Origin of the sequence: Polynucleobacter sp. Latsch14-2 (assembly GCF_018881925.1) — a bacterium.
Taxonomy (GTDB): Bacteria; Pseudomonadota; Gammaproteobacteria; order Burkholderiales; family Burkholderiaceae; genus Polynucleobacter.
Genome location: NZ_JACVPL010000001.1, coordinates 42,027 through 60,732 on the forward strand (window position 1 = coordinate 42,027; position 18,706 = coordinate 60,732).

At 45.4% G+C, this 18,706-nt stretch carries 21 protein-coding genes; 9 read left to right on the forward strand and 12 right to left on the reverse strand.

The window, feature by feature from the left end:
- The gene (locus ICN46_RS00280; RefSeq protein ID WP_216203352.1) at positions 1 to 234 is read left to right on the forward strand and encodes a hypothetical protein; all 234 of its coding nucleotides are present in this window, start codon (positions 1 to 3) and stop codon (positions 232 to 234) included.
- Here the strand turns inward: ICN46_RS00280 and ICN46_RS00285 are convergent.
- Both ICN46_RS00285 and ICN46_RS00290 read right to left on the reverse strand, forming a co-directional pair.
- The gene (locus tag ICN46_RS00285; protein WP_216203958.1) at positions 223 to 1,851 is read right to left on the reverse strand and encodes a peptide chain release factor 3; all 1,629 of its coding nucleotides are present in this window, start codon (positions 1,849 to 1,851) and stop codon (positions 223 to 225) included. The genes ICN46_RS00280 and ICN46_RS00285 overlap by 12 nt on opposite strands.
- Before the next feature lie 54 nt (positions 1,852 to 1,905).
- Positions 1,906 to 2,640 (reverse strand): pseudouridine synthase, encoded by a 735-nt coding sequence (locus tag ICN46_RS00290; protein ID WP_216203960.1) that lies wholly within the window; start codon positions 2,638 to 2,640, stop codon positions 1,906 to 1,908.
- 101 nt (positions 2,641 to 2,741) lie between these two features.
- Here ICN46_RS00290 and ICN46_RS00295 point away from each other — a divergent pair, with 101 nt between their 5' ends.
- The 3 genes from ICN46_RS00295 (at position 2,742) to ICN46_RS00305 (ending at position 5,491) form a co-directional block, all read left to right on the forward strand.
- Positions 2,742 to 3,368 (forward strand): carboxymuconolactone decarboxylase family protein, encoded by a 627-nt coding sequence (locus ICN46_RS00295; RefSeq protein ID WP_216203354.1) that lies wholly within the window; start codon positions 2,742 to 2,744, stop codon positions 3,366 to 3,368.
- Between the two features lie 122 nt (positions 3,369 to 3,490).
- On the forward strand, positions 3,491 to 4,456 hold the full coding sequence (locus ICN46_RS00300) for a cyclase family protein (RefSeq protein WP_216203357.1): 966 nt from the start codon (positions 3,491 to 3,493) through the stop codon (positions 4,454 to 4,456).
- A 75-nt stretch (positions 4,457 to 4,531) separates the two neighbouring features.
- Entirely contained in the window at positions 4,532 to 5,491 is a 960-nt protein-coding gene (locus tag ICN46_RS00305; RefSeq protein ID WP_216203359.1) for a Bug family tripartite tricarboxylate transporter substrate binding protein, read from the forward strand.
- Here ICN46_RS00305 and ICN46_RS00310 read toward each other — a convergent pair.
- Positions 5,478 to 6,137, reverse strand: coding sequence for a TetR/AcrR family transcriptional regulator (locus ICN46_RS00310; RefSeq protein WP_216203361.1), 660 nt, complete (start codon positions 6,135 to 6,137; stop codon positions 5,478 to 5,480). The genes ICN46_RS00305 and ICN46_RS00310 overlap by 14 nt on opposite strands.
- A gap of 36 nt (positions 6,138 to 6,173) precedes the next feature.
- On the opposite strand from ICN46_RS00310, the gene ICN46_RS00315 reads away from it, so the two are divergent.
- Together ICN46_RS00315 and ICN46_RS00320 are read left to right on the forward strand one after the other, a co-directional pair.
- Entirely contained in the window at positions 6,174 to 7,052 is an 879-nt protein-coding gene (locus ICN46_RS00315; protein WP_216203363.1) for a beta-keto acid cleavage family enzyme, read from the forward strand.
- 15 nt (positions 7,053 to 7,067) lie between these two features.
- A complete protein-coding gene (locus tag ICN46_RS00320; RefSeq protein WP_216203365.1) occupies positions 7,068 to 8,165 on the forward strand; it encodes an amidohydrolase family protein in 1,098 nt (365 codons plus the stop codon).
- Here ICN46_RS00320 and ICN46_RS00325 read toward each other — a convergent pair.
- The 4 genes from ICN46_RS00325 to can are packed head-to-tail and all read right to left on the reverse strand — an operon-like array spanning position 8,162 to position 11,940.
- The gene (locus ICN46_RS00325; protein WP_216203367.1) at positions 8,162 to 9,580 is read right to left on the reverse strand and encodes a serine/threonine protein kinase; all 1,419 of its coding nucleotides are present in this window, start codon (positions 9,578 to 9,580) and stop codon (positions 8,162 to 8,164) included. The two genes, ICN46_RS00320 and ICN46_RS00325, sit on opposite strands and share 4 nt — an antisense overlap.
- Before the next feature lie 7 nt (positions 9,581 to 9,587).
- Positions 9,588 to 10,340: a metallophosphoesterase family protein gene (locus tag ICN46_RS00330; RefSeq protein WP_216203369.1), complete on the reverse strand. Its 753-nt coding sequence runs from the start codon at positions 10,338 to 10,340 to the stop codon at positions 9,588 to 9,590.
- 38 nt (positions 10,341 to 10,378) lie between these two features.
- Positions 10,379 to 11,266 (reverse strand): LpxL/LpxP family acyltransferase, encoded by an 888-nt coding sequence (locus tag ICN46_RS00335; RefSeq protein ID WP_216203371.1) that lies wholly within the window; start codon positions 11,264 to 11,266, stop codon positions 10,379 to 10,381.
- A gap of 8 nt (positions 11,267 to 11,274) precedes the next feature.
- Positions 11,275 to 11,940, reverse strand: coding sequence for a carbonate dehydratase (gene can, locus ICN46_RS00340; protein WP_216203372.1), 666 nt, complete (start codon positions 11,938 to 11,940; stop codon positions 11,275 to 11,277).
- 61 nt (positions 11,941 to 12,001) lie between these two features.
- On the opposite strand from can, the gene ICN46_RS00345 reads away from it, so the two are divergent.
- Entirely contained in the window at positions 12,002 to 12,259 is a 258-nt protein-coding gene (locus ICN46_RS00345; RefSeq protein WP_216203374.1) for a DUF167 domain-containing protein, read from the forward strand.
- A 3-nt stretch (positions 12,260 to 12,262) separates the two neighbouring features.
- Here ICN46_RS00345 and ICN46_RS00350 read toward each other — a convergent pair whose 3' ends face one another.
- Complete coding sequence (locus ICN46_RS00350; protein WP_216203962.1) at positions 12,263 to 13,159, reverse strand: aspartyl/asparaginyl beta-hydroxylase domain-containing protein; 897 nt, start codon at positions 13,157 to 13,159, stop codon at positions 12,263 to 12,265.
- Positions 13,160 to 13,329: 170 nt separating this feature from the next.
- Between ICN46_RS00350 and ICN46_RS00355 the strand changes: the two genes are divergently transcribed.
- Complete coding sequence (locus ICN46_RS00355) at positions 13,330 to 13,695, forward strand: DUF8785 domain-containing protein (RefSeq protein ID WP_216203376.1); 366 nt, start codon at positions 13,330 to 13,332, stop codon at positions 13,693 to 13,695.
- 110 nt (positions 13,696 to 13,805) lie between these two features.
- On the forward strand, positions 13,806 to 14,090 hold the full coding sequence (locus ICN46_RS00360; protein WP_216203378.1) for an HU family DNA-binding protein: 285 nt from the start codon (positions 13,806 to 13,808) through the stop codon (positions 14,088 to 14,090).
- Between the two features lie 91 nt (positions 14,091 to 14,181).
- On the opposite strand, the gene rodA is transcribed toward ICN46_RS00360, so the two are convergent.
- The 4 genes from rodA to mreC are packed head-to-tail and all read right to left on the reverse strand — an operon-like array spanning position 14,182 to position 18,684.
- Positions 14,182 to 15,333 (reverse strand): rod shape-determining protein RodA, encoded by a 1,152-nt coding sequence (rodA, locus tag ICN46_RS00365; RefSeq protein WP_216203380.1) that lies wholly within the window; start codon positions 15,331 to 15,333, stop codon positions 14,182 to 14,184.
- Positions 15,315 to 17,222: a penicillin-binding protein 2 gene (mrdA, locus tag ICN46_RS00370; RefSeq protein WP_216203382.1), complete on the reverse strand. Its 1,908-nt coding sequence runs from the start codon at positions 17,220 to 17,222 to the stop codon at positions 15,315 to 15,317. The genes rodA and mrdA overlap by 19 nt, the downstream gene beginning before the upstream one ends.
- Before the next feature lie 8 nt (positions 17,223 to 17,230).
- Positions 17,231 to 17,755, reverse strand: a complete 525-nt coding sequence (gene mreD / locus ICN46_RS00375; protein WP_216203384.1) for a rod shape-determining protein MreD — start codon at positions 17,753 to 17,755, stop codon at positions 17,231 to 17,233.
- A complete protein-coding gene (gene mreC, locus ICN46_RS00380; protein WP_216203386.1) occupies positions 17,752 to 18,684 on the reverse strand; it encodes a rod shape-determining protein MreC in 933 nt (310 codons plus the stop codon). The genes mreD and mreC overlap by 4 nt, the downstream gene beginning before the upstream one ends.
- Positions 18,685 to 18,706 lie beyond the last annotated feature (22 nt).

Consider the following 18,706-nt stretch of genomic DNA (forward strand, 5'->3'; position numbering starts at 1 on the left):
ATGAAAAATTATTTAGCTACCTTGCTCAGCTGTTTCAGCTTAATGGCATGTACTGCCGTTTATACCGATGCATCAGATGCGAACCAAGTTACTTTTCTGAACAGTAGCGGCGAATCAATGGCTGAGTTGACTAAGAAGGCGAGCGCTTATTGTGAACAATACGGAAAATTAGCATCATTTAGAAATAGCGATAGCCAATTAATCGCCGTATTTGATTGCAGATTAGCCCGCTAAATCTGATTGATAGATGAGTCCCGCATGCTCTCTGAGAGCATGGAACTGAATTGATTCCCAGCGCTGCTGAGCAACATCTAATTCAGATTTGTGTGATGCCAAGAATACTAGGGCTCCCACGACGTCTTCTGCCATGCGATGAATATTCTCTTGAGTAAATTTCTTGAGTGCAACAGGATCCTCAGAGCTTACCCAGCGCGCGAGGTTATACCGCGCAGGTAAGAGGCGCACCTCCGCACCATATTCAGTCTGGAGTCGATGGCTTACCACCTCAAATTGAAGTTGTCCAAATGCTCCCAGTAGCATGGTTCCACCAGTCATTGGACGAAACACCTGAATCGCGCCTTCTTCACCTAACTGCATGAGTCCAGTGCGCAGTTGTTTCGATCGCAAGGGATCTGCCGACTCAACCATGCGAAATATTTCTGGTGCAAAGAAGGGTAAGCCGGTAAATTGCAGTTGCTCACCTTCAGTCAAGGTATCGCCCAATCTGAGGAGGCCGTGATTTGGTAAGCCGATGATGTCACCTGGATACGCTTCATCCAAAATATCGCGACGCTGAGACAAGAATGAGAGCGCATTATTTGTGCGCACTTCTTTGTTATTTCGAGAGATTTTTAGTTTCATACCACGCTGAAAATGCCCAGAGCAGATGCGCAAGAATGCCACACGATCTCGGTGTGCGGGATCCATGTTTGCTTGAATCTTGAAAACAACTGCTGAGAATTTATTTTCAGCAGGACTCACTTCTCTTTGCAGGGCTTTGCGTGAGCCTGGCGATGGCGCTAGCTCTACCAGGGTGTTGAGAATTTCTCGTACACCAAAATTATTAATTGCAGATCCAAAGAAAACGGGTGATTGGCGTCCCGCTAAGAAGGCTTCACGATCAAACGCTGGCATTGCATTTTTAATCAGGTCTACTTCAGTAAGGGCGCCCACAAGATCAGACCCAAGGCGGTCTTTAAGTGCGGAATCATTGATATCCACAATCGCATGAGAGTTTTCGGTCACTCGATCTTCACCTGCTTTAAACATGCGCATCTGCGAATTCGCAATATCAATTACGCCTGCAAAGGATTTACCCATGCCTACAGGCCATGTAAACGGAACCACTTCAATACCTAATGCGGATTCAATTTCATCCATTAGCTCCATGGGTGGTTTTACTTCACGATCCATCTTGTTGATGAAGGTAACAATCGGTGTATTGCGCGCACGACAAACTTCAAGCAGGCGTAGTGTTTGAGATTCCACACCATTCGCAGCATCAATCACCATGAGGGCTGAGTCCACTGCAGTTAAAACTCGATAAGTGTCTTCAGAGAAATCTTGGTGACCTGGTGTATCAAGAAGATTGATGATGCAATCTCGATATTCCATCTGCATTACTGAGCTCGCCACTGAAATACCGCGTTGCTTTTCAATCTCCATCCAGTCAGATGTGGCATGACGAGTTGCTTTGCGGGCTTTAACGCTACCTGCAATTTGGATGGCGCCAGCGTACAGAAGTAATTTTTCTGTAAGGGTCGTCTTACCAGCATCCGGGTGAGAGATTATGGCAAAGCTGCGGCGACGTAGAACTTCTGCGCCTGGCGTGCTGGGGGTTGTGGTGTCGATGGTAATTCTGCGCTTATCTAAGTATGGACAGCATTATAAGCGTGTGAGCGTAACTTAGAATTGCTCTTCGGGCCTAACAAACCGCCATTGTCCGGCAGGTAAGGAGCCTAAAGAAATTCGACCCATACGCACACGTTTAAGACCCAAAACCTTAAGGCCAACCATTTCGCACATGCGGCGGATTTGACGCTTGCGCCCTTCTCGAAGAACAAAGCGTAATTGGTCTTCATTCTGCCAGCTTACCTGTGCCGGTTTTAGGGTGACGCCATCAAGCTCAAGACCGTGCTTGAGTCTATCTAGATCCTCAAAAGAGAGCGCCCCCTCTACACGTACTAAATATTCTTTTTCAATTGGGCTGTTTTCACCGATAAGCAGTTTGGCTATACGTCCATCTTGAGTTAAAACGAGCATGCCTGTTGAATCAATGTCGAGGCGTCCGGCAGGAGCTAGTCCACGCGTATTGAAGCGGGGACTGCGGCCCTTATCAAGTGGGCTTGCGAAATAATTGTCTGGGGTAATTAGAGATGCCGCTGGTTGATATTCCTGCTCGTCATCAAAGTGAGAAATAAAGCCTACAGGCTTATTAAGGATTACAGTAACTCGCGATGCTTGTTGTGCTTTAGCGCCTGATTGCAACTCAATCTTTTGGTGGCGGTAGGCACGCACGCCAAGCTCATTCACAACCTCCCCATCAACCGTTACCAAGCCTTGCTCAATATAGGCATCGGCTTCGCGGCGGGAGCATAGTCCGAGCTCGGAGAGCAATTTTGAAACGCGTACTTTTTCCATATGCCCATTATCGAGCAGAAATGCCATCATTTAGCGGTCGCGTGCTAAATTGCTAAAAAGACTATGAAAATAATTTAATCGCCCTAGCGAGAGGAGATAGCATGATTGCTGGATTAATAAGACCCCTTTTTATATTGATAATTTTGGCCTACAGCATTATTGGCGTTAGCCAGACACGATTGCCAACCATTCCGATTGATCAGTACACGCCCGAGCAGGTAAAAGCAGCTCAAGAGTTTGAGCAGGCGCGCAAGAAGGCGCCGTGGGGACCTTTTGCGATGCTGATGTACAGCCCAGAGTTAATGAACAACGCCAGATCAATGGGGGACTATTTGCGCTATAAATCCGCCATTGGTACAACTCTCAGTGAATTCGCCATTTTGATTACAGCACGCGAGTGGAGTCAGGACTATGAATGGGCTATCCACTATCCAATCGCAATAGATGGGGGCTTAAGCCCCGCAATTGCTGGTGCAATTAAAGAGGGACGTCGCCCGGAGGGAATGAGCAACGATGAGGCGATGGTCTATGACTTCACCATAGAGTTACAGCGCTATAAAAGGGTTTCAGATACAACCTATTCGAAGGTCGAGAAGCGTTTTGGTAAAAAAGGTGCGGTAGATCTTGCTGGGATCGCCGGGTATTACACCTTTTTGGCTATGGAGATGAATACTGCCCGCCACCCCGCCCCTAGCGGTGGAGAGCGGCTACCTCGCTTTCCAGACTAAATTTTTTGCTCTGCACAATAATGATTACTTGACAGGGCATTTTTAAACTGATAATTTAAACGCTTGTTTAAAAGCTTGTCTAAAAACAAGCATTCCTCAAACTAACAAATATTGAGCAGATTATGAAAAAAATTACCCGTGCAGACTTAAGTGCCGCAGCAGAAAAATATAAAAACTGGGGCAAATGGGGTGCTGATGATGAAATCGGCACTTTGAACTTCACACAGCCAGAAGATATTGTTAATGCAGCGCAATTGGTCAAAAAGGGCAAAGTAATTTCCCTGGCCTTAAATTTTGATAGCACTGGTCCTCAGGGCGCGAAAACAAAATACCCTTCAATGGGTCGTATTAATCCTGTGCACACCATGATCCGTACTGGTACAGATGCTTATGCTGGTGTTCTAGACAAGCGCGGCATTCGGGCTGCAGATGACATGGTTACCATGCCTTTGCAGTGCGGTACTCAGTGGGACGGCTTGGGACATGTATTTTATGAAAACTATATGTATAACGGCTATGACTGCCGTGAGGTGTCTTCAGCTGGAGCTGCTAAGTGCGGTATCGAAAAGACTAAAGCTAAGATGGTAGGGCGCGGCATTTTACTTGACGTGGCACGTGCTAAAGGGCTTGAAACTCTTCCAGAAGGTTATGGAATTACTTGCCAAGATTTAGACGATACGGCAAAAAAACAAGGCATTGAAATCAAGCGTGGCGATTACATTATTGTGCGCACTGGACAGATGGAAGAAAAACTTAAAGCTGGTAGCTGGGATGGATATCCGGGTGGCGATGCCCCAGGCTTTGCGTTTGAAACATTAGAGTGGATTAAGCGCACTGAATTAGCAGCGCTTGCTAGTGATACTTGGGGCTGTGAAGTGCGCCCTAACGAGTCTGAGGCTGGCATTAATCAACCATGGCATTGGATCACCATCCCAATTATGGGCATGACTATGGGCGAGATTTTTTATGTAAAAGACTTGGCTGATGATTGCGCCAAGGATGGAATCTATGAGTTCATGTTTGTTGCTCCAGCGATTCCTATTACAGGCGCCGTAGGTTCACCAACAAATCCATTGGCAATTAAATAAAAATATATATATCCCATAAAAAGTGGGGGAGACAAAATGAAGTTGTTGAAAAGTGGTAGAGGAGACATTATAAAAATGTCGCTTTTAAAAGCGACGGCAGTAGCATTTCTATCGCTCTCGGGTTTAGCTTTAGCTGCGCCATATCCAGATAAACCAATTCGGTTGATCGTGGCGTTTCCTCCAGGCGGCCCGGTGGATATTACGGCACGTATTTTATCGACCCAACTTGCTGACATTTTGAAGCAGTCAGTCATTGTTGAAAATAAGGTGGGCGCAGGCGGTAATATTGGCGCGCAATACGTGGCTAATGCTGCACCTGACGGGTATACATTTTTGGTAACTTCTTCAGCCTTTGCGGTTAACCCAACCCTGTATGGCGCTGCAGCTGGATATACCCCCGAAAAAAACTTTATACCAGTGGTAGTAGCAACGACGCAGGCTAATGTAATTTCGGTAAATGAAAATGTTCCCGTTAAATCTATCGCAGAATTAAAGGCGCTAACTGCTAAGGAAAACCTTTCCTATTCAAGCCCAGGAAATGGCACCACTCCCCAGTTAACTTGTGAAAATTTATTTAAAGTTATTTGGAAGGCAAATATCACGAGTATTCCTTATAAGGGTGCTGGACCAGCGTCATTTGCAGTCTTGAGTGGTGAAACACCAGTAGGATGTACAGCTGTCGCAGGTGTTTATCAGTTTGCCAAGCAAGGAAAGGTTCGCATTCTCGCTGTTTCAAGTGAAAAACGACTTGCAAGTTTGCCTGATGTCCCAACGCTTGCAGAGCAGGGCTATCCTCAAATTAAAGACTACACCTGGACTACAGTATTTGCTCCAATCAAAACTCCTGCGGCTATTGTGCAAAAAGTAAATCAAGCCATCAATCAAGTAATAGCAAATCCTGAAATGAAGGATAAGTTTGATCAGGCTGGTTTATTAATTGTGGGTGGCACAAGCAAGCAGGCTAGTGACTACATCACCGAAGAAGTGAAAAGATGGGCTCAGATTGTTAAGGAGACAGGCGCTAAGGCTGACTAGGGGCAGATAAAAAGCCCTGCTCACAGAAATTAAGAATTTCAGGAAGCGCTTGTTTTAAGTTTCCGCCTTTGGCCCGGCCCTTAGAGATAACCTCTAGGCGTCCGGTGTTAGAGGCAACATAAAGATAAAGACCCATGACAAAAATTAGCCGCCAGCAAATTGAAGATTCAGTCAGTTTTGGCAATGTGCGTTTTAGCTCATCAACAAATAAAAGACTAACTTTGTCATATAGCTTTGCTCTTAATGCGTGTTCAATTTCTTTGGGCTCATTATGAAGTCTAGCTTGAAGCTTCACAAAGCTTTGCCCGCCTTTATCCTCGGTGGCCATTCTCAGGGGTGGGTAGACAAAAGCGTAAATCAACTCTTTCAAGGGGATGGGTTTATTTTTTGCTTTTATTTTTGCGGCATTCAAAAGGTCTACACGTTCTTGAAGCAGGGTCGAAGCGCGACGCTCAAAGACGGCATTAAACAAGCCGCGCTTATTTTTAAAGTGATAGTTGATCAGCGCTTGGTTTACTTTAGATTTAGCCGATATATCGCGTACCGTTGTCATGGCATAGCCATGTTCAGAAAACAGTGCCTCAGCAACATTCAGCAAGCGAGTAGCTGTTTTGTTGTCTGGGGTTGTAATAGTTTTATTAAGCATTAAAAAGCCAATCAAAATAACCTAAAAGGAAAAGCAATGAGTAAGACAATCCTAACCTGTGCCGTTACTGGTAATTTAACAAAACCAGAAATGACTCCCTATCTTCCTATTACACCAAAGCAAATTGCTGATTCTTGCCTTGGTGCTGCCGAAGCGGGTGCTGCTGTGGTGCATATCCATGTTCGCCACCCAGATACTGGTAAGCCATCAATGGAGACAGACCATTATGCAGAAGTCATTGATTTAATCAAGGCGCAAAATAAAGAATTGATTATTAATCTCACTACCGGCCCTGGTGGTAGATTTGTGCCAACCGAAGGTGATCCTAAAATATTTGGACCAGGAACCACTTTGTGTGACCCAATGAAGCGCGTTGAGCATATTGCCAAGCTAAGGCCAGATATTTGCTCGCTAGACCTAAACACAATGAACTCCGGCCCAGACGTGGTGATGAATACACCAAGTAACGTACGCAAAATGGCCAAGGTGATTCGTGATGCCGGTGTTATGCCAGAGTTGGAGATTTTTGACACAGGTGACTTGAATCTTGCAAAAGACCTCATTAAAGATGGAACCCTTGAAGGTCCAGGACTGTACACATTTGTAATGGGCGTTAAATATGGTTTAAATACCGATCCTGCAACACTGCTGTATATGCGGGATCAATTGCCGCACGGCGCTAAGTGGGCCGCATTTGGTATCAGCCGTTCTGAATTCCCATTTGTAGCCCAAGCTTGGTTATACGGTGGTCATGTACGCGTAGGTATGGAAGACAACATTTATCTGGAAAAAGGCGTGCTGTGCGAATCAAATGCTCAATTGGTCACTCGGGCCAAGCGCATTGTGAATGACATGGGCGGTGAATTAGCTTCTTCAAATGATGCTCGTGAAATGCTTGGTTTAAAAAAATCCTAATAGGGAGATTTGCAAATGAATAGTCGTCGATCTTTTTTAAAAACTTCTGCTAAAACCTTGGGCGGCCTAACGTTTTGTGGCTGTGGCCTGTTACATGCAGCCGAAACCCAAAGCAATGGACCTAAACGCGTTACCCCGGTGTTTATTAATGGCAAGAGAGTGAAAACGATCGACACTCATTCGCATTGTTTTTTCCAGGATTCGATTGATTTGATGGGCGATGAGGCAAAGTCTGTTTACCCGCCTACCAAAGGCGGTCCTGAGCACTTCATTAAAATTGCAGACCGCATTAAAGCTATGGATGCACAAGGCATTGATATGCAGGTGCTCAGTATTAATCCTTTTTGGTATCGCAAGGATCGCGATACTGCCGCAGAAATTTGTCGAATCAATAATCAGAACTTGGCCGAGCTTTGCGCGCAACGCCCAGATAAATTTGCTGCGTTCGCCTCATTAAGCATGCAATATCCTGATTTGGCTGTGCAGCAGCTTGAGTATGCGGTTAAGAAGCAAGGATTGTGTGGCGCAGCTATTGGCGGCAGCGTTTTGGGTCAGGATTTTGCCGATCCAAAATTTCATCCTGTTCTAGCCAAGGCTCAAGAGTTGAATGTAACCCTCTTTATTCACCCGCAAAGTACTCCGCAATTGGCTGACCGATTCAAGGGCAATGGTTGGATGTCCAACGTCATTGGCAATCCTTTAGACACAACGCTTGCTCTCCAGCATTTAATTTACGAAGGTGTATTGGATAAATATCCACAGCTCAAAGTATTGGCTGCTCACGGCGGTGGATTCTTGGGTTCATATGCCCCTAGAATGGATCACAGCTGCTTTATTTCACCGCAAAATTGCAATCCCAATATTGTGCTGAAGAAGCAACCAACTGAATACTTGAACCAACTCTACTTTGACTCTTTGGTGTTTACGCCTGAGGCTTTACGCCACTTAGTGGCTCAGGTTGGCGCAAGCCAAGTGGTGATTGGCACCGATCATCCAATACCTTGGGAAGAGTTTCCAGTAGAGCATGTCATGAACACCCCTGGGTTGACCAATTCCCAGCGTGTGGCAATCTTAGGCGGTAATGCCGCCAAGTTGTTAGGATTGAAAGCTTAGGTTCTAACTATGTGAACGCTACAGGGGGCTTCTTCGACAATCTTTGTCATAGAAGTTCTCCAAGGCGTTACTTTATTGGGTAGTTTATGAGAGGCGCCTATCAAAATAAGCGCCGCATCATTGTCTTTTGCAAACTCAACGATACGGGCTGCAGGATCCATTGCCTCGAGTACGTGATAGGAGATGCGCTCTGGTGGTAGCTTGAGCGGTTTGGCCCACTCCATCAACTGGACCAAGTGACCTCGAACAATACCGCTAGCAGTTTCGCTCTCTTGATTACCTTCAAAGGTTGGTGTGCTCGCAATCGTGCTGAGGCAAATCAAGCGACTTTCTGGATAGGCTTGCAATAAGTTTTTTGCAGTAGTTTGCATCCGCTCGCGTAAGTCTTCGTCAGACTGGCGGGTATCAATGGCTGCAATCATCAACGGCGCATCCTGATTGCCTCTGCTTGGAAGGGGGCTTGGCGATGGTTCATATCCGGCAGCCTTAACCCAGCGCTTGAGATTTATCCAGAAGCTTGGCGGTTCAAGGCGCTCAGATCTTTCCGTGAGTTTTACGCTTTCAGGTTCACGTAGAGCCTGGCGCAGGCGCGTGGCACTTTGATAGCGATCATCCGCCCTAGCTTCTAGGCAACGCAATATTACTTCTTGTAGCCACCGAGGAATTTCTTTTTGTATGGATCTGGGTGGAAATGGTTCTGCCCACATTCTCTTACGTAAGCCACTCATTGACTGCGGGTTACCAAAAGGAAGTTCATCCGTCAGCAGTTCGTACATGATGACGCCAATCGAGAAGATGTCACTGCGAGAGTCAGATCGAATTCCAGATACCTGTTCTGGAGAAATATATGGAGCAGAGCCAATGCCTTTGCGCATTTCTTCGGCAAGTAGATCTGGAAAGCGCGAGTGATGTGAGAGACCGAAGTCAATGAGCGTTAATTTTCCTTGGGCATCAATCAGTACATTATCGGGTTTGATATCGAGATGAATCGCATCCTGTGAGTGTAATGACTGTACTGCTTGAGCAAGATCGGCACCAATACGAATCACTTCATCAACACTAAATTTCCGACCTTCTTTAATCAACTCTTCTAGCGGGCGCCCTGGCACTTGTTCCATTGCAATATAGGGGCGTGTTGCCATATTCCCAGAGCCAAGGTACTTTGGCACATAAGGACTTTTGAGTGCGCGCAAGATGGTCAGCTCGGTTTCAAAGCCGATCAAACTTTCGACGGGTTGATCTTTGCCAACACGTGGAATCTTTAAAAGGATGGGGGTGTCGATGCCGTCTTTAGTAGCTGAAAAAAGACTGGCCATTCCGCCGCGGTGCAACTCCTTTCCAAGTACAAAGCCATCAACCACTTTGCCTTCCTGAAATATGTCATCTACCGCTTCAATATCAGTATTAATGGGCATGGGTAAATTATTTACCGGTGATTAAACGATTTGCTAATTCTTCTGGGAGACCCACACGCCGCACTTTATCTGCCGCTTTAAAGTGGTCGTATGGAACGCGCTGAAAAGTCAGTGCAGAGTTTTCGGGTTCAAAAATTGCAAAGCAGGCTTCGGGATTTCCGTCTCTTGGTTGCCCTAGAGAGCCAACGACGCCAACCCACTGTCGGTGACTCATTACCGGTACCTCATCACCAGGATGTGGTGCAAAGCGAATGAGTTTGCCAACAGCACTTTGATAAAAAAGAGCTTGTTCATGGGCGTGACCCACAAAGGTGTAAGACTTTCCTGAACTTTGGACGCATTGCCAGGCGCTCATGCTGTCGGTGATGTAATTCCACTCTGCTGGTTTATGTGCTGATGAATGCACATAGCAAGTAGTTTCTTCGTTGATGAGGAGAGGCAGTCCTTTTAAAAAATCTACTTGGGCTGAACTCAGCTGTGCCTTTGTCCATTCAATGGCAGCATTTGCGCTAGCATTCATGCGCTTGCTGTAATCCTTAAATACAGCCTCATCATGATTGCCGACCACTGCAATTGCTTTGCCAGACTGTACAAGTTCCGCAACGCGATCAACTAGAGCGGCTGGGTCGGCGTTATACCCAACCAGGTCGCCTAAGAAAGCCATGCGCGTTACACCGAGTTCCTGCGCTCTTTCCATGCAGGCTTCAAAAGCTTCCAAATTGCTATGGAGATCGGCAAATAGCCCAATACGTTCTGTCATCCCTTAATGATAGGACAAAAGAAGAGTTAAATGAAGGCTTAGTAAGGGCTAGACTCATTATTGGGACGATTTTTGAAGCGTTTATGTACCCAATAATATTCAGCCGGCCTTAGGCGAATTTCACTTTCAAAAATTTCATTTAGGCGGGCAGTATCTGCTTCAGGGTTCTCGCTCGGAAAATCAATCAGTGGTTTGCTAATTGAGCAAAGGTAGCCACTCTCATCTGGCTTAAGAGCGGTAATCATCATACAAACTTCTGCACCTGTAATTTTCGCAAGTCTAGAGACTGCGGTAATAGTGTTAGTGGGGATACCAAAAAATGGTGCAAACACTGAATCCTTGAGACCTAAATCAATGTCGGGTGCAATGATGATAAAGCTGCCCTTGCGAATTTCCCGAATTAACGCTATTGCATTTCCTTGGCGATCAATCGAGTTGCCACCGAAGCGATTGCGCCACTCAATAATTTTCTGATTAAAGAATGGGCTTTTCATGCGCTGAAAGAATCCCGAGGTACGAGGCCAGTGATTTTTTGCTGCAAGGGCACTCAAAATAATGCTGCCTTCAATTCCAGTGAAGTGCATGTTGACTAAGATGCGCGGTCTTCTATCGGCAAGGTCTACGGCCGATTGAACTTCGATCATATTGCTTAGCTGCTTCTCGCTACCATGCCAAATAATGCTTTTCTCGACGATGCTCCGACCTAATAAGCGCCAGTGTTTCGTGCTTAATCGATCAATAGCTTCTGGACTTAATTCGGGAAAGCATAAATGTAAATTCGTTGCAACAACACGGTTGCGCTCGCTGGGAATTTTGGAGGCAATAAAACCTAAGCCAGAGCCAATAGCGACTAATAATTTATAAGGAAGAATCGAAAAAAGCTTTAATAAAAAAACAATAGCTTCGTTGGAAAAATTTTTCAGCAAATGTGGCTTTACTCGGCGTCGTAGCGCGTCAATGTTTTTTTATAGCGTACTTCCATTTCTTCTATCGAGCTACAAGACATACCTAGGTCCTTAACAATGCCGGTATCCAAGCGATACGCCCAGCCATGCACAGTGAGCTCCTGGTCGCGAGCCCAGGCGTCTTGGACAATGGTTGTTTCACATACGTTGACAACTTGCTCAATCACGTTAAGTTCACAGAGACGATCTTGGCGCTTAGGGGTTGGTAGTAATTCGCCTAAGTAGCGTTCATGTTTTTGATGCACATCTTTAACGTGTCGCAACCAGTTATCTGCAAGCCCTACGCGTCGATCGCTTAGTGCGGCATGAACACCGGCGCAGCCGTAGTGTCCAACCACTAAGATATGTTTGACTTTTAGCAAATCAATTGCAAATTGAATAACTGATAAACAGTTGAGGTCGGTGTGAACAACCACGTTTGCTACATTGCGATGCACAAATAGCTCACCAGGCATCAGATCAACGATTTCATTTGCTGGTACGCGGCTATCAGCGCACCCAATCCAAAGATATTCTGGCGCCTGTTGATTAACAAGGCGCTTAAAGAAATCGGCATCCTTGGCCACCATGCCTTCGGCCCATGCACGGTTATTTTCAAATAAATGGTCTAAGGCGCTGGAGTTCTTCATAATCATGGTTTGAGTTTAAAGTACTTTGATGATGCCCATTTGGTTAAAACAAACACCCACTGGAATTATGCTTAATATCCATTGCCAACCTGGGGCTAAGGTGAGCAAGGTTGTTGGCTTGCACGATGGCTATCTAAAGATTTCGTTACAGGCGCCAGCCATTGAAAATAAAGCCAATGAAATGCTAATAGCTTGGCTTTCTAAGCAATTAAGAATTCCACAAAAGCAAATCCGATTTCTTTCAGGTCAAAATAGCCGCCAAAAACGTTTAGAGATTTGGGGCTCTATAACTCCCGAGCAAATAGCACAGTTCTTGACGCCCTAGTATTTACCAGAATATTGCCCACAAAATCCCCAGAATAAGCACCCATTTTCCAATGTAATACACCGAGCGATGCTTGGCTTTGAGTTTCTTTGCTTGAGCTCTGAGGTGGTAGAAGTAACCAAAGAGGATATTGACAGCCCCGACCTTTTCTCCTGCTACGTTTTGGGAGGATGCGGTACTCATGACATGACGTCCAAACCACCGATTGAGCAGTTGCATGGGCTTTGTATACAGTGGCCGTTCTACATCGCAAAATAAGACGATGCGCTGATGATCGGTTTGGTTCGCAGCTAGGTGAATGTAGGTTTCGTCAAATATCACTGGCTCACCGTCTTTCCAAAAATATCGCTCTCCATCAACCTCAATAAAGCATTTGGGGTCGTTTGGCGTAACCAGGCCAATGTGGTAGCGCAAGGAGCCGGCATAGGGGTCGCGATGGCGCACTAGCGTTGCCCCAGGCGGCAAAGAGGCAAACATGGCCGCTTTGATCGAAGGAATAGATTTCAGTAAGGCAACTGTTTTTGGGCAACTAGCCTGCGCAGAGGGCATATCTTTGCCGTACCAGTAAAGATGAAAGCGCTTCCAGCCCGTGCGGAAAAAAGAGTTAAAGCCAATATCGTTATAGCCTGTTGCAGCAGCAATGGCGCCGCCTTCATTAAGGGAAAGCGCCTCTTGGCGAATTGTTTCCCAATTGTCCTGAAGTGGCTGTAGTTCCGGAAATTGCCCGACAGGAATATAGGCGCCCGCCTTTACTTTGGAAAAAAGGTAAAGCAGGCTATTGATCGGAGCTAAAAGTACCTGGTAGTCAGTAAGAGACCGAACAAGACCGAAGCGGACCTTTCCACGGAAGTAGACAAATACTGCCGAGACAACAAAGATGATGAAAACAATATGGCGTATTTGCATGGAATTGACCAGTCAGCATTAATGCACCATTTTAATTTGTATCTAGGTGTCGCCCTAGCTATTTCTAATTTCAATATGCTCCTATACTTGAAAAGGTCAATTTGAAGCTTGTAATTTAGCCTTCAAATGGCAGTCAATAGGGAGCATTTTTCAGGGAAATGGTAATGAATCAATTTATGAAATGGCTCTTAAGCCTTGTATTTATTGGGATTGTAGGTACATCTATCTATACTTGGGCTATGCTCAATTGGAGTTATGGCAGTGGCGAACGGGCTGGCTATGTGCAGAAATTCTCAAATCGGGGTTATGTCTGCAAGACCTGGGAGGGTGAGTTGGCAATGGTCTCGATGCCAGGAACAATGTCTGAAAAATTCCTCTTTACAGTGCGTGAAGATGCTGTGGCGCAAAAAATTAATGCAAATCTAGGCAAAAAAGTGGCCCTAAAGTACGAGCAACACATTGGTCTGCCAACAACGTGTTTTGGTGACACTGAATATTTTGTATCTGACATAACTGTTTTAGATGAATAAACAGTTGAAATAAAAATATTGTTTTTAAAGCGTTTATTTTTATAATTTTTTGTGGTTAAAATCATGTAAGCGCACTGGGCGCTGACATCAATATATATAAGGAGCTTCACTTGAACAAAGCAGAACTAATCGCAGCGATTGCTGACGACGCTGAGATCTCTAAAGCCAAAGCTGAATTTGCATTGAATTCTGCTATTGCGCACATCATTAAAGCTGTTACTAAAGGTGACTCAGTACAACTGATTGGCTTTGGTACTTTCTCATCTGGTAAGCGTGCTGCACGTATGGGCCGCAATCCAAAAACTGGCGAGCCACTCAAAATCGCTGCTGCTAAAACTGTTAAGTTTTCTGCTGGCAAAGCATTTAAAGATTCAGTTAACAAACGTAAGAAGTAATCTTAATTTGTTGATGAAAAAGCCCGGCATGCCGGGCTTTTTTGTTTCTATTTTTGCTGTTAAATTAATTTGCAGCATCGCTGTTGGTGATTTAGCTTTGCACTAAACGTCGATGACGATGAATGCTCATTAATATCCCCGCACCAAATCCTAGCGTTACTAGCGCAGTTCCTCCATAGCTAATAAACGGCAGTGGAACTCCAACTACAGGCAGAAGACCGCTGACCATGCCAATATTCACAAAAGCATAGGTAAAGAAAATCAGCGTTACCGATGCGCCTAAGAGGCGAGTGAATAAATTGGGCGCACTAGCAGAAATTGCTAGACCTCTTTTGATGAGCGCAAAGAAGAGTGCCAATAAAACGAGATTGCCAAGCAAGCCAAACTCTTCAGAGAAAACGGCAAAAACAAAATCGGTATGTTTTTCTGGAATAAATTCCAGATGCGCTTGGGTACCCTGAAACCAGCCTTTACCAAAAAACCCACCGGATCCAATTGCAATCATTGATTGAATGGTATGAAAACCTTTTCCCAGTGGATCGCTACTAGGATCAAGCAAAGTACAAACACGATGTTTTTGGTAATCTTGTATAAATGGCCATGCAAGATCTTGAGCACAAAGGGTGCTCCCAAAAATGATCATTAGCAGAATGCCAAATACGCCTATACCCACAAAAGGCAAAATCCACTTCCAAGGAAGTCCTGCCAAAATAATGACGTACATTCCGGCTGCAAAAACTAAAAGAGCGGTTCCTAAATCAGGCTGTCGTGCAATTAATAAAACAGGAAGACCCAAGATGATTGCTGCGACCCCATAGTCCCAAGATTTTTGTATACCTTCACGTTTTTGAAAGTACCAGGCCAGCATTAATGGCATTGCAATTTTCATAAGCTCTGATGGTTGAATAACGATACCAATATTGAGCCAACGTCGCGCACCCTTTTTAATGAGACCAAACGCCGCTACTGCAATGAGTAGCACAACACCGAGGCTGTATATCCATACGGCTGCAAGCTCAAGCCACTTTGGTGGAATGCGTGACACGCTCCACATGACTACAAAAGACAATGCAAGATTGCGTAATTCATCTTCAATCAGAACCGGTGTATTTTGACTGGCCGAAAGGAAGGTGAAAAAACCAACAGCTGCCAAGCCAAGCAGAATAAGGCCTAGCTGTCGATCTAGTCCCAAGAAAAAATGATAAAAGGCCTTACGGATTTTTCTTACGGGGCTCTTTTCCATTCTGGAACCTCCTTCGGCCATTTGCCTTCAAGATAGTAATCTAGCGCTTTACGTGCAATAGGTGCAGCATACTGCGCACCAAAACCAGCGTTCTCAACTACCATTGCAATCGCAATGCGAGGCTTATCGGCGGGAGCGAATGCTATGAATAAAGCATGGTCGCGTAAAAATTCTGCAGTAGCACCATGTTTGTAATCTTTGGAGTTCAAACTAAACACTTGAGCGGTGCCTGTTTTTCCACCGGCGATATAGCTAACCCCTTGAAATGCTGCAGCAGAAGTTCCGGAGCGATTTACTTCAATCATTGCATTTTTAACCACTTCAATATTTTCTGGCTTGAGATCAATGCGATAGCTTTCTTTTGGTGTAGTCAGTGTGCGATTGCGTGTGAAGGGATCCTCGATCGCCTTCACTAAATGAGGCTTCATAACAGTGCCATTATTTGCAAGAGTGGCCATAGCATGAGCCAATTGCAAGATCGTGAAAGCGTTATAGCCTTGACCAATTCCCAGAGAAATTGTTTCCCCCTCGTACCACTTTTGTTGCTCCGGTTTTTTGAAAGTATTTTTCTTCCATTCGGTAGAAGGAAGAACGCCGGCGGATTCACCTTGCAAATCAATTCCCGTAATTTGTCCAAAGCCAAGGGGCTTCATGAACTCTGCAATCATGTTGACGCCCATATCACGAGCAAGCATGTAGTAATAGGTATCGCAAGACTCCACAATTGACTTTTGCATATCCACTGTTCCATGACCACCTTTTTTATCATCGCGAAAGGTGTGATTACCAAAATCAAAAAAGCCTGGATCAAAAATTGTTTGAGATGGGGTGCGCTTTTTGTTTTCTAGTGCGGCCAGAGCCATGAAGGGCTTATAAGTCGATCCTGGGGGGTAAATGCCCTTTAGTGGTCTGTTATAGAGCGGCTTTTGTGGTGAGTCGTTCAACTCTTTCCAGGTGACGGCATCAATCCCTTCTACAAAATCATTTGGATTGAAGTTGGGCTTCGATACAAAGGCAAGAACATCGCCTGACTCAGGTTCAATTGCGACGAATGCACCGCGAAAGTTTCCATAGAGCTCTTCAACCAAATACTGCAATTTAATATCAACTGACAGAACAATATTTTTGCCGGGGATGGAGGGCGAGCTTGACAATGTGCGGACGGGATTTCCGCCTGCAGTAATTTCTACTTGGTCGTAGCCGGGAACACCACGCAAGACAGTTTCATACTTTTGTTCTAAGCCAATTTTTCCAACGTACTGAATACCCGGAAGAAAAGAGCTTTGTAATGCATCGGGGTCATCAGCTTTTGCGCCCTCAATTTCTGCTTGCATGCGCTCTTTATCTTTTTGAGAAACCCGTCCGATATAGCCTATCAAATGTGAGGCCAGTTCGTTATATGGGTACTCGCGGAAGCTGCGGGCACGGATCTCAACCCCTGGAAAGCGATAGCGGTTGGCCATAAAACGGGCTGTTTCTGCTTCTGTCAGCATGGAGCGCAGGGGGAAAGTGCCCATTTTGCGAGAATCTTCTAATGACCGCTTGAAATTACGACGATCTCTAGAGGAAATTAGGACAATTTCAGATAAATTATCGATTAGTTCATCAACATTGCCCTTAACTTCTTCAGCATTGACGTCAAGGGTCAGGGCTGAATAGTTTCTACCTATGACAATGCCATTGCGATCCATCAAAAGACCTCTATTTGCTGGCGCAGGGACAAGTGCAATGCGGTTGCTCTCGGCTAATAGGGCATATTTGCCATGACTAATCAGTTGTAGCCAAACTAGCCGTGTAACAAGCAATAAAAAGCAAACTGTTACGAAAATGGTCGCAATATGGATGCGCTCTTGAAAAGAGTTTAGATCCGGTTTTTTAAAAGAAACCATGCAGACGTCTAGATTGGACGATTATGGTCAACATCAATTGGTCGACGTTGGGGCGCTAGCAATATACGGGTGGCCAAGGGCCATAGCATGGCCTCAATCAGCGCTTGTATAGAGCCCGTCAGCGCCCACCAGTAAAGTTCTCCACTCAGAATCCAATGCATTAGGACCGGAAATAAGGAGACGAGTAAAAAGATGGGCAATAAATGTAGGGCTTGCGTCAGAACATTCAACGCAATGATGCGCCTGTGCCAAGAAATGGCAAGAAATGCAACGAGTGAATAGCTAAATGCATGGAGCCCAAGTAAATCAGAGTTGTGGACATCCATCAACAGGCCCAGAGCAAAGGCAATAATGACACCAACATAACGATGTTGATGAATATTCCAGAAAATGATGCAGATAATGAGCCAGTCAGGAACCCATCCATAGTTGCCGATCGGCAAAAGGTTGAGTAGTAGCGCACACAGTAGGCTGAAAAAAATAAAGAGTCGATTGGCAGGCCGCAGAATGTACCCGCTTTGGAAGTCAATCATTGCATGCCTCTTGAACGCGTTTGGCGGCGACCTGGGGTCATGACTGCGGGACTTGTAGGGCCAGACTTATTGATGGCGCTGGGTTTGGCATCAAACTGCGGATCGTAAAGTAGCGCTAATGCTTGACGATAGCGGTTAACAGCAGCTACGGGGACACACAAAACGTTCGAAGAGTTTTTGTCTGCATTACGTTCGATACGGCTAATAACAGCCACTGCAAAGCCTGGTGGATAAATGCCATCGATTCCAGAAGTAATCAAGATATCACCAACCTCTAGATCGCTGGCGACGGGTAAGTAGCGTAGCTCTAGGGGATTGCCGCGCCCAGCGCCAAATACGGCGGCACGAAGACCATTGCGGGCTACTTGTACGGGCACAGCAAAATCACGATCTTCCAGCAAAGAAACTTCTGCAGAGCGTTCATAGATACGCACCACTTGACCTAGAATGCCGGCGTCGTTAGCAATCGGATTGCCAGCCCTTAAGCCATCTTTACTACCGCGATTGATCACGATGCGTTGTGAAATAGGGTTGGGTGGATTAAAAAGAATTTCTACTGGTAGAGTTTTAAATGGAACCTGTTTCTGTAAGTCCATCAACTCTCTTAGGTTTTGATTTTCAATGAGAAGAAACTCAGACTGGTTTGCAAGCAACGATAGTTCCGCTTGGCGAACTTTCATTGCTTGATTTTCTTTATCGAGCGTGCCCCGTGTAGTGAAATATTCAGAGCTGGCTTCAAGCACATTGCGCGGCATCTGCATGAGATATTCAAGTGGGCGCAGAATCCAGTTGACGTTATCTCGAATGGGGTTGAGAGTCTTGTAGCGAGAATCAATCAACATCAATGCGATGCTGATGGATAGGCAGACAATCAGTTTGACTAAAGCAGGAACGCCTTGTCTGAAAAGTGGAGGAGCGCTATGTTGCAATGCCCTGATCGACGTGTCAGTC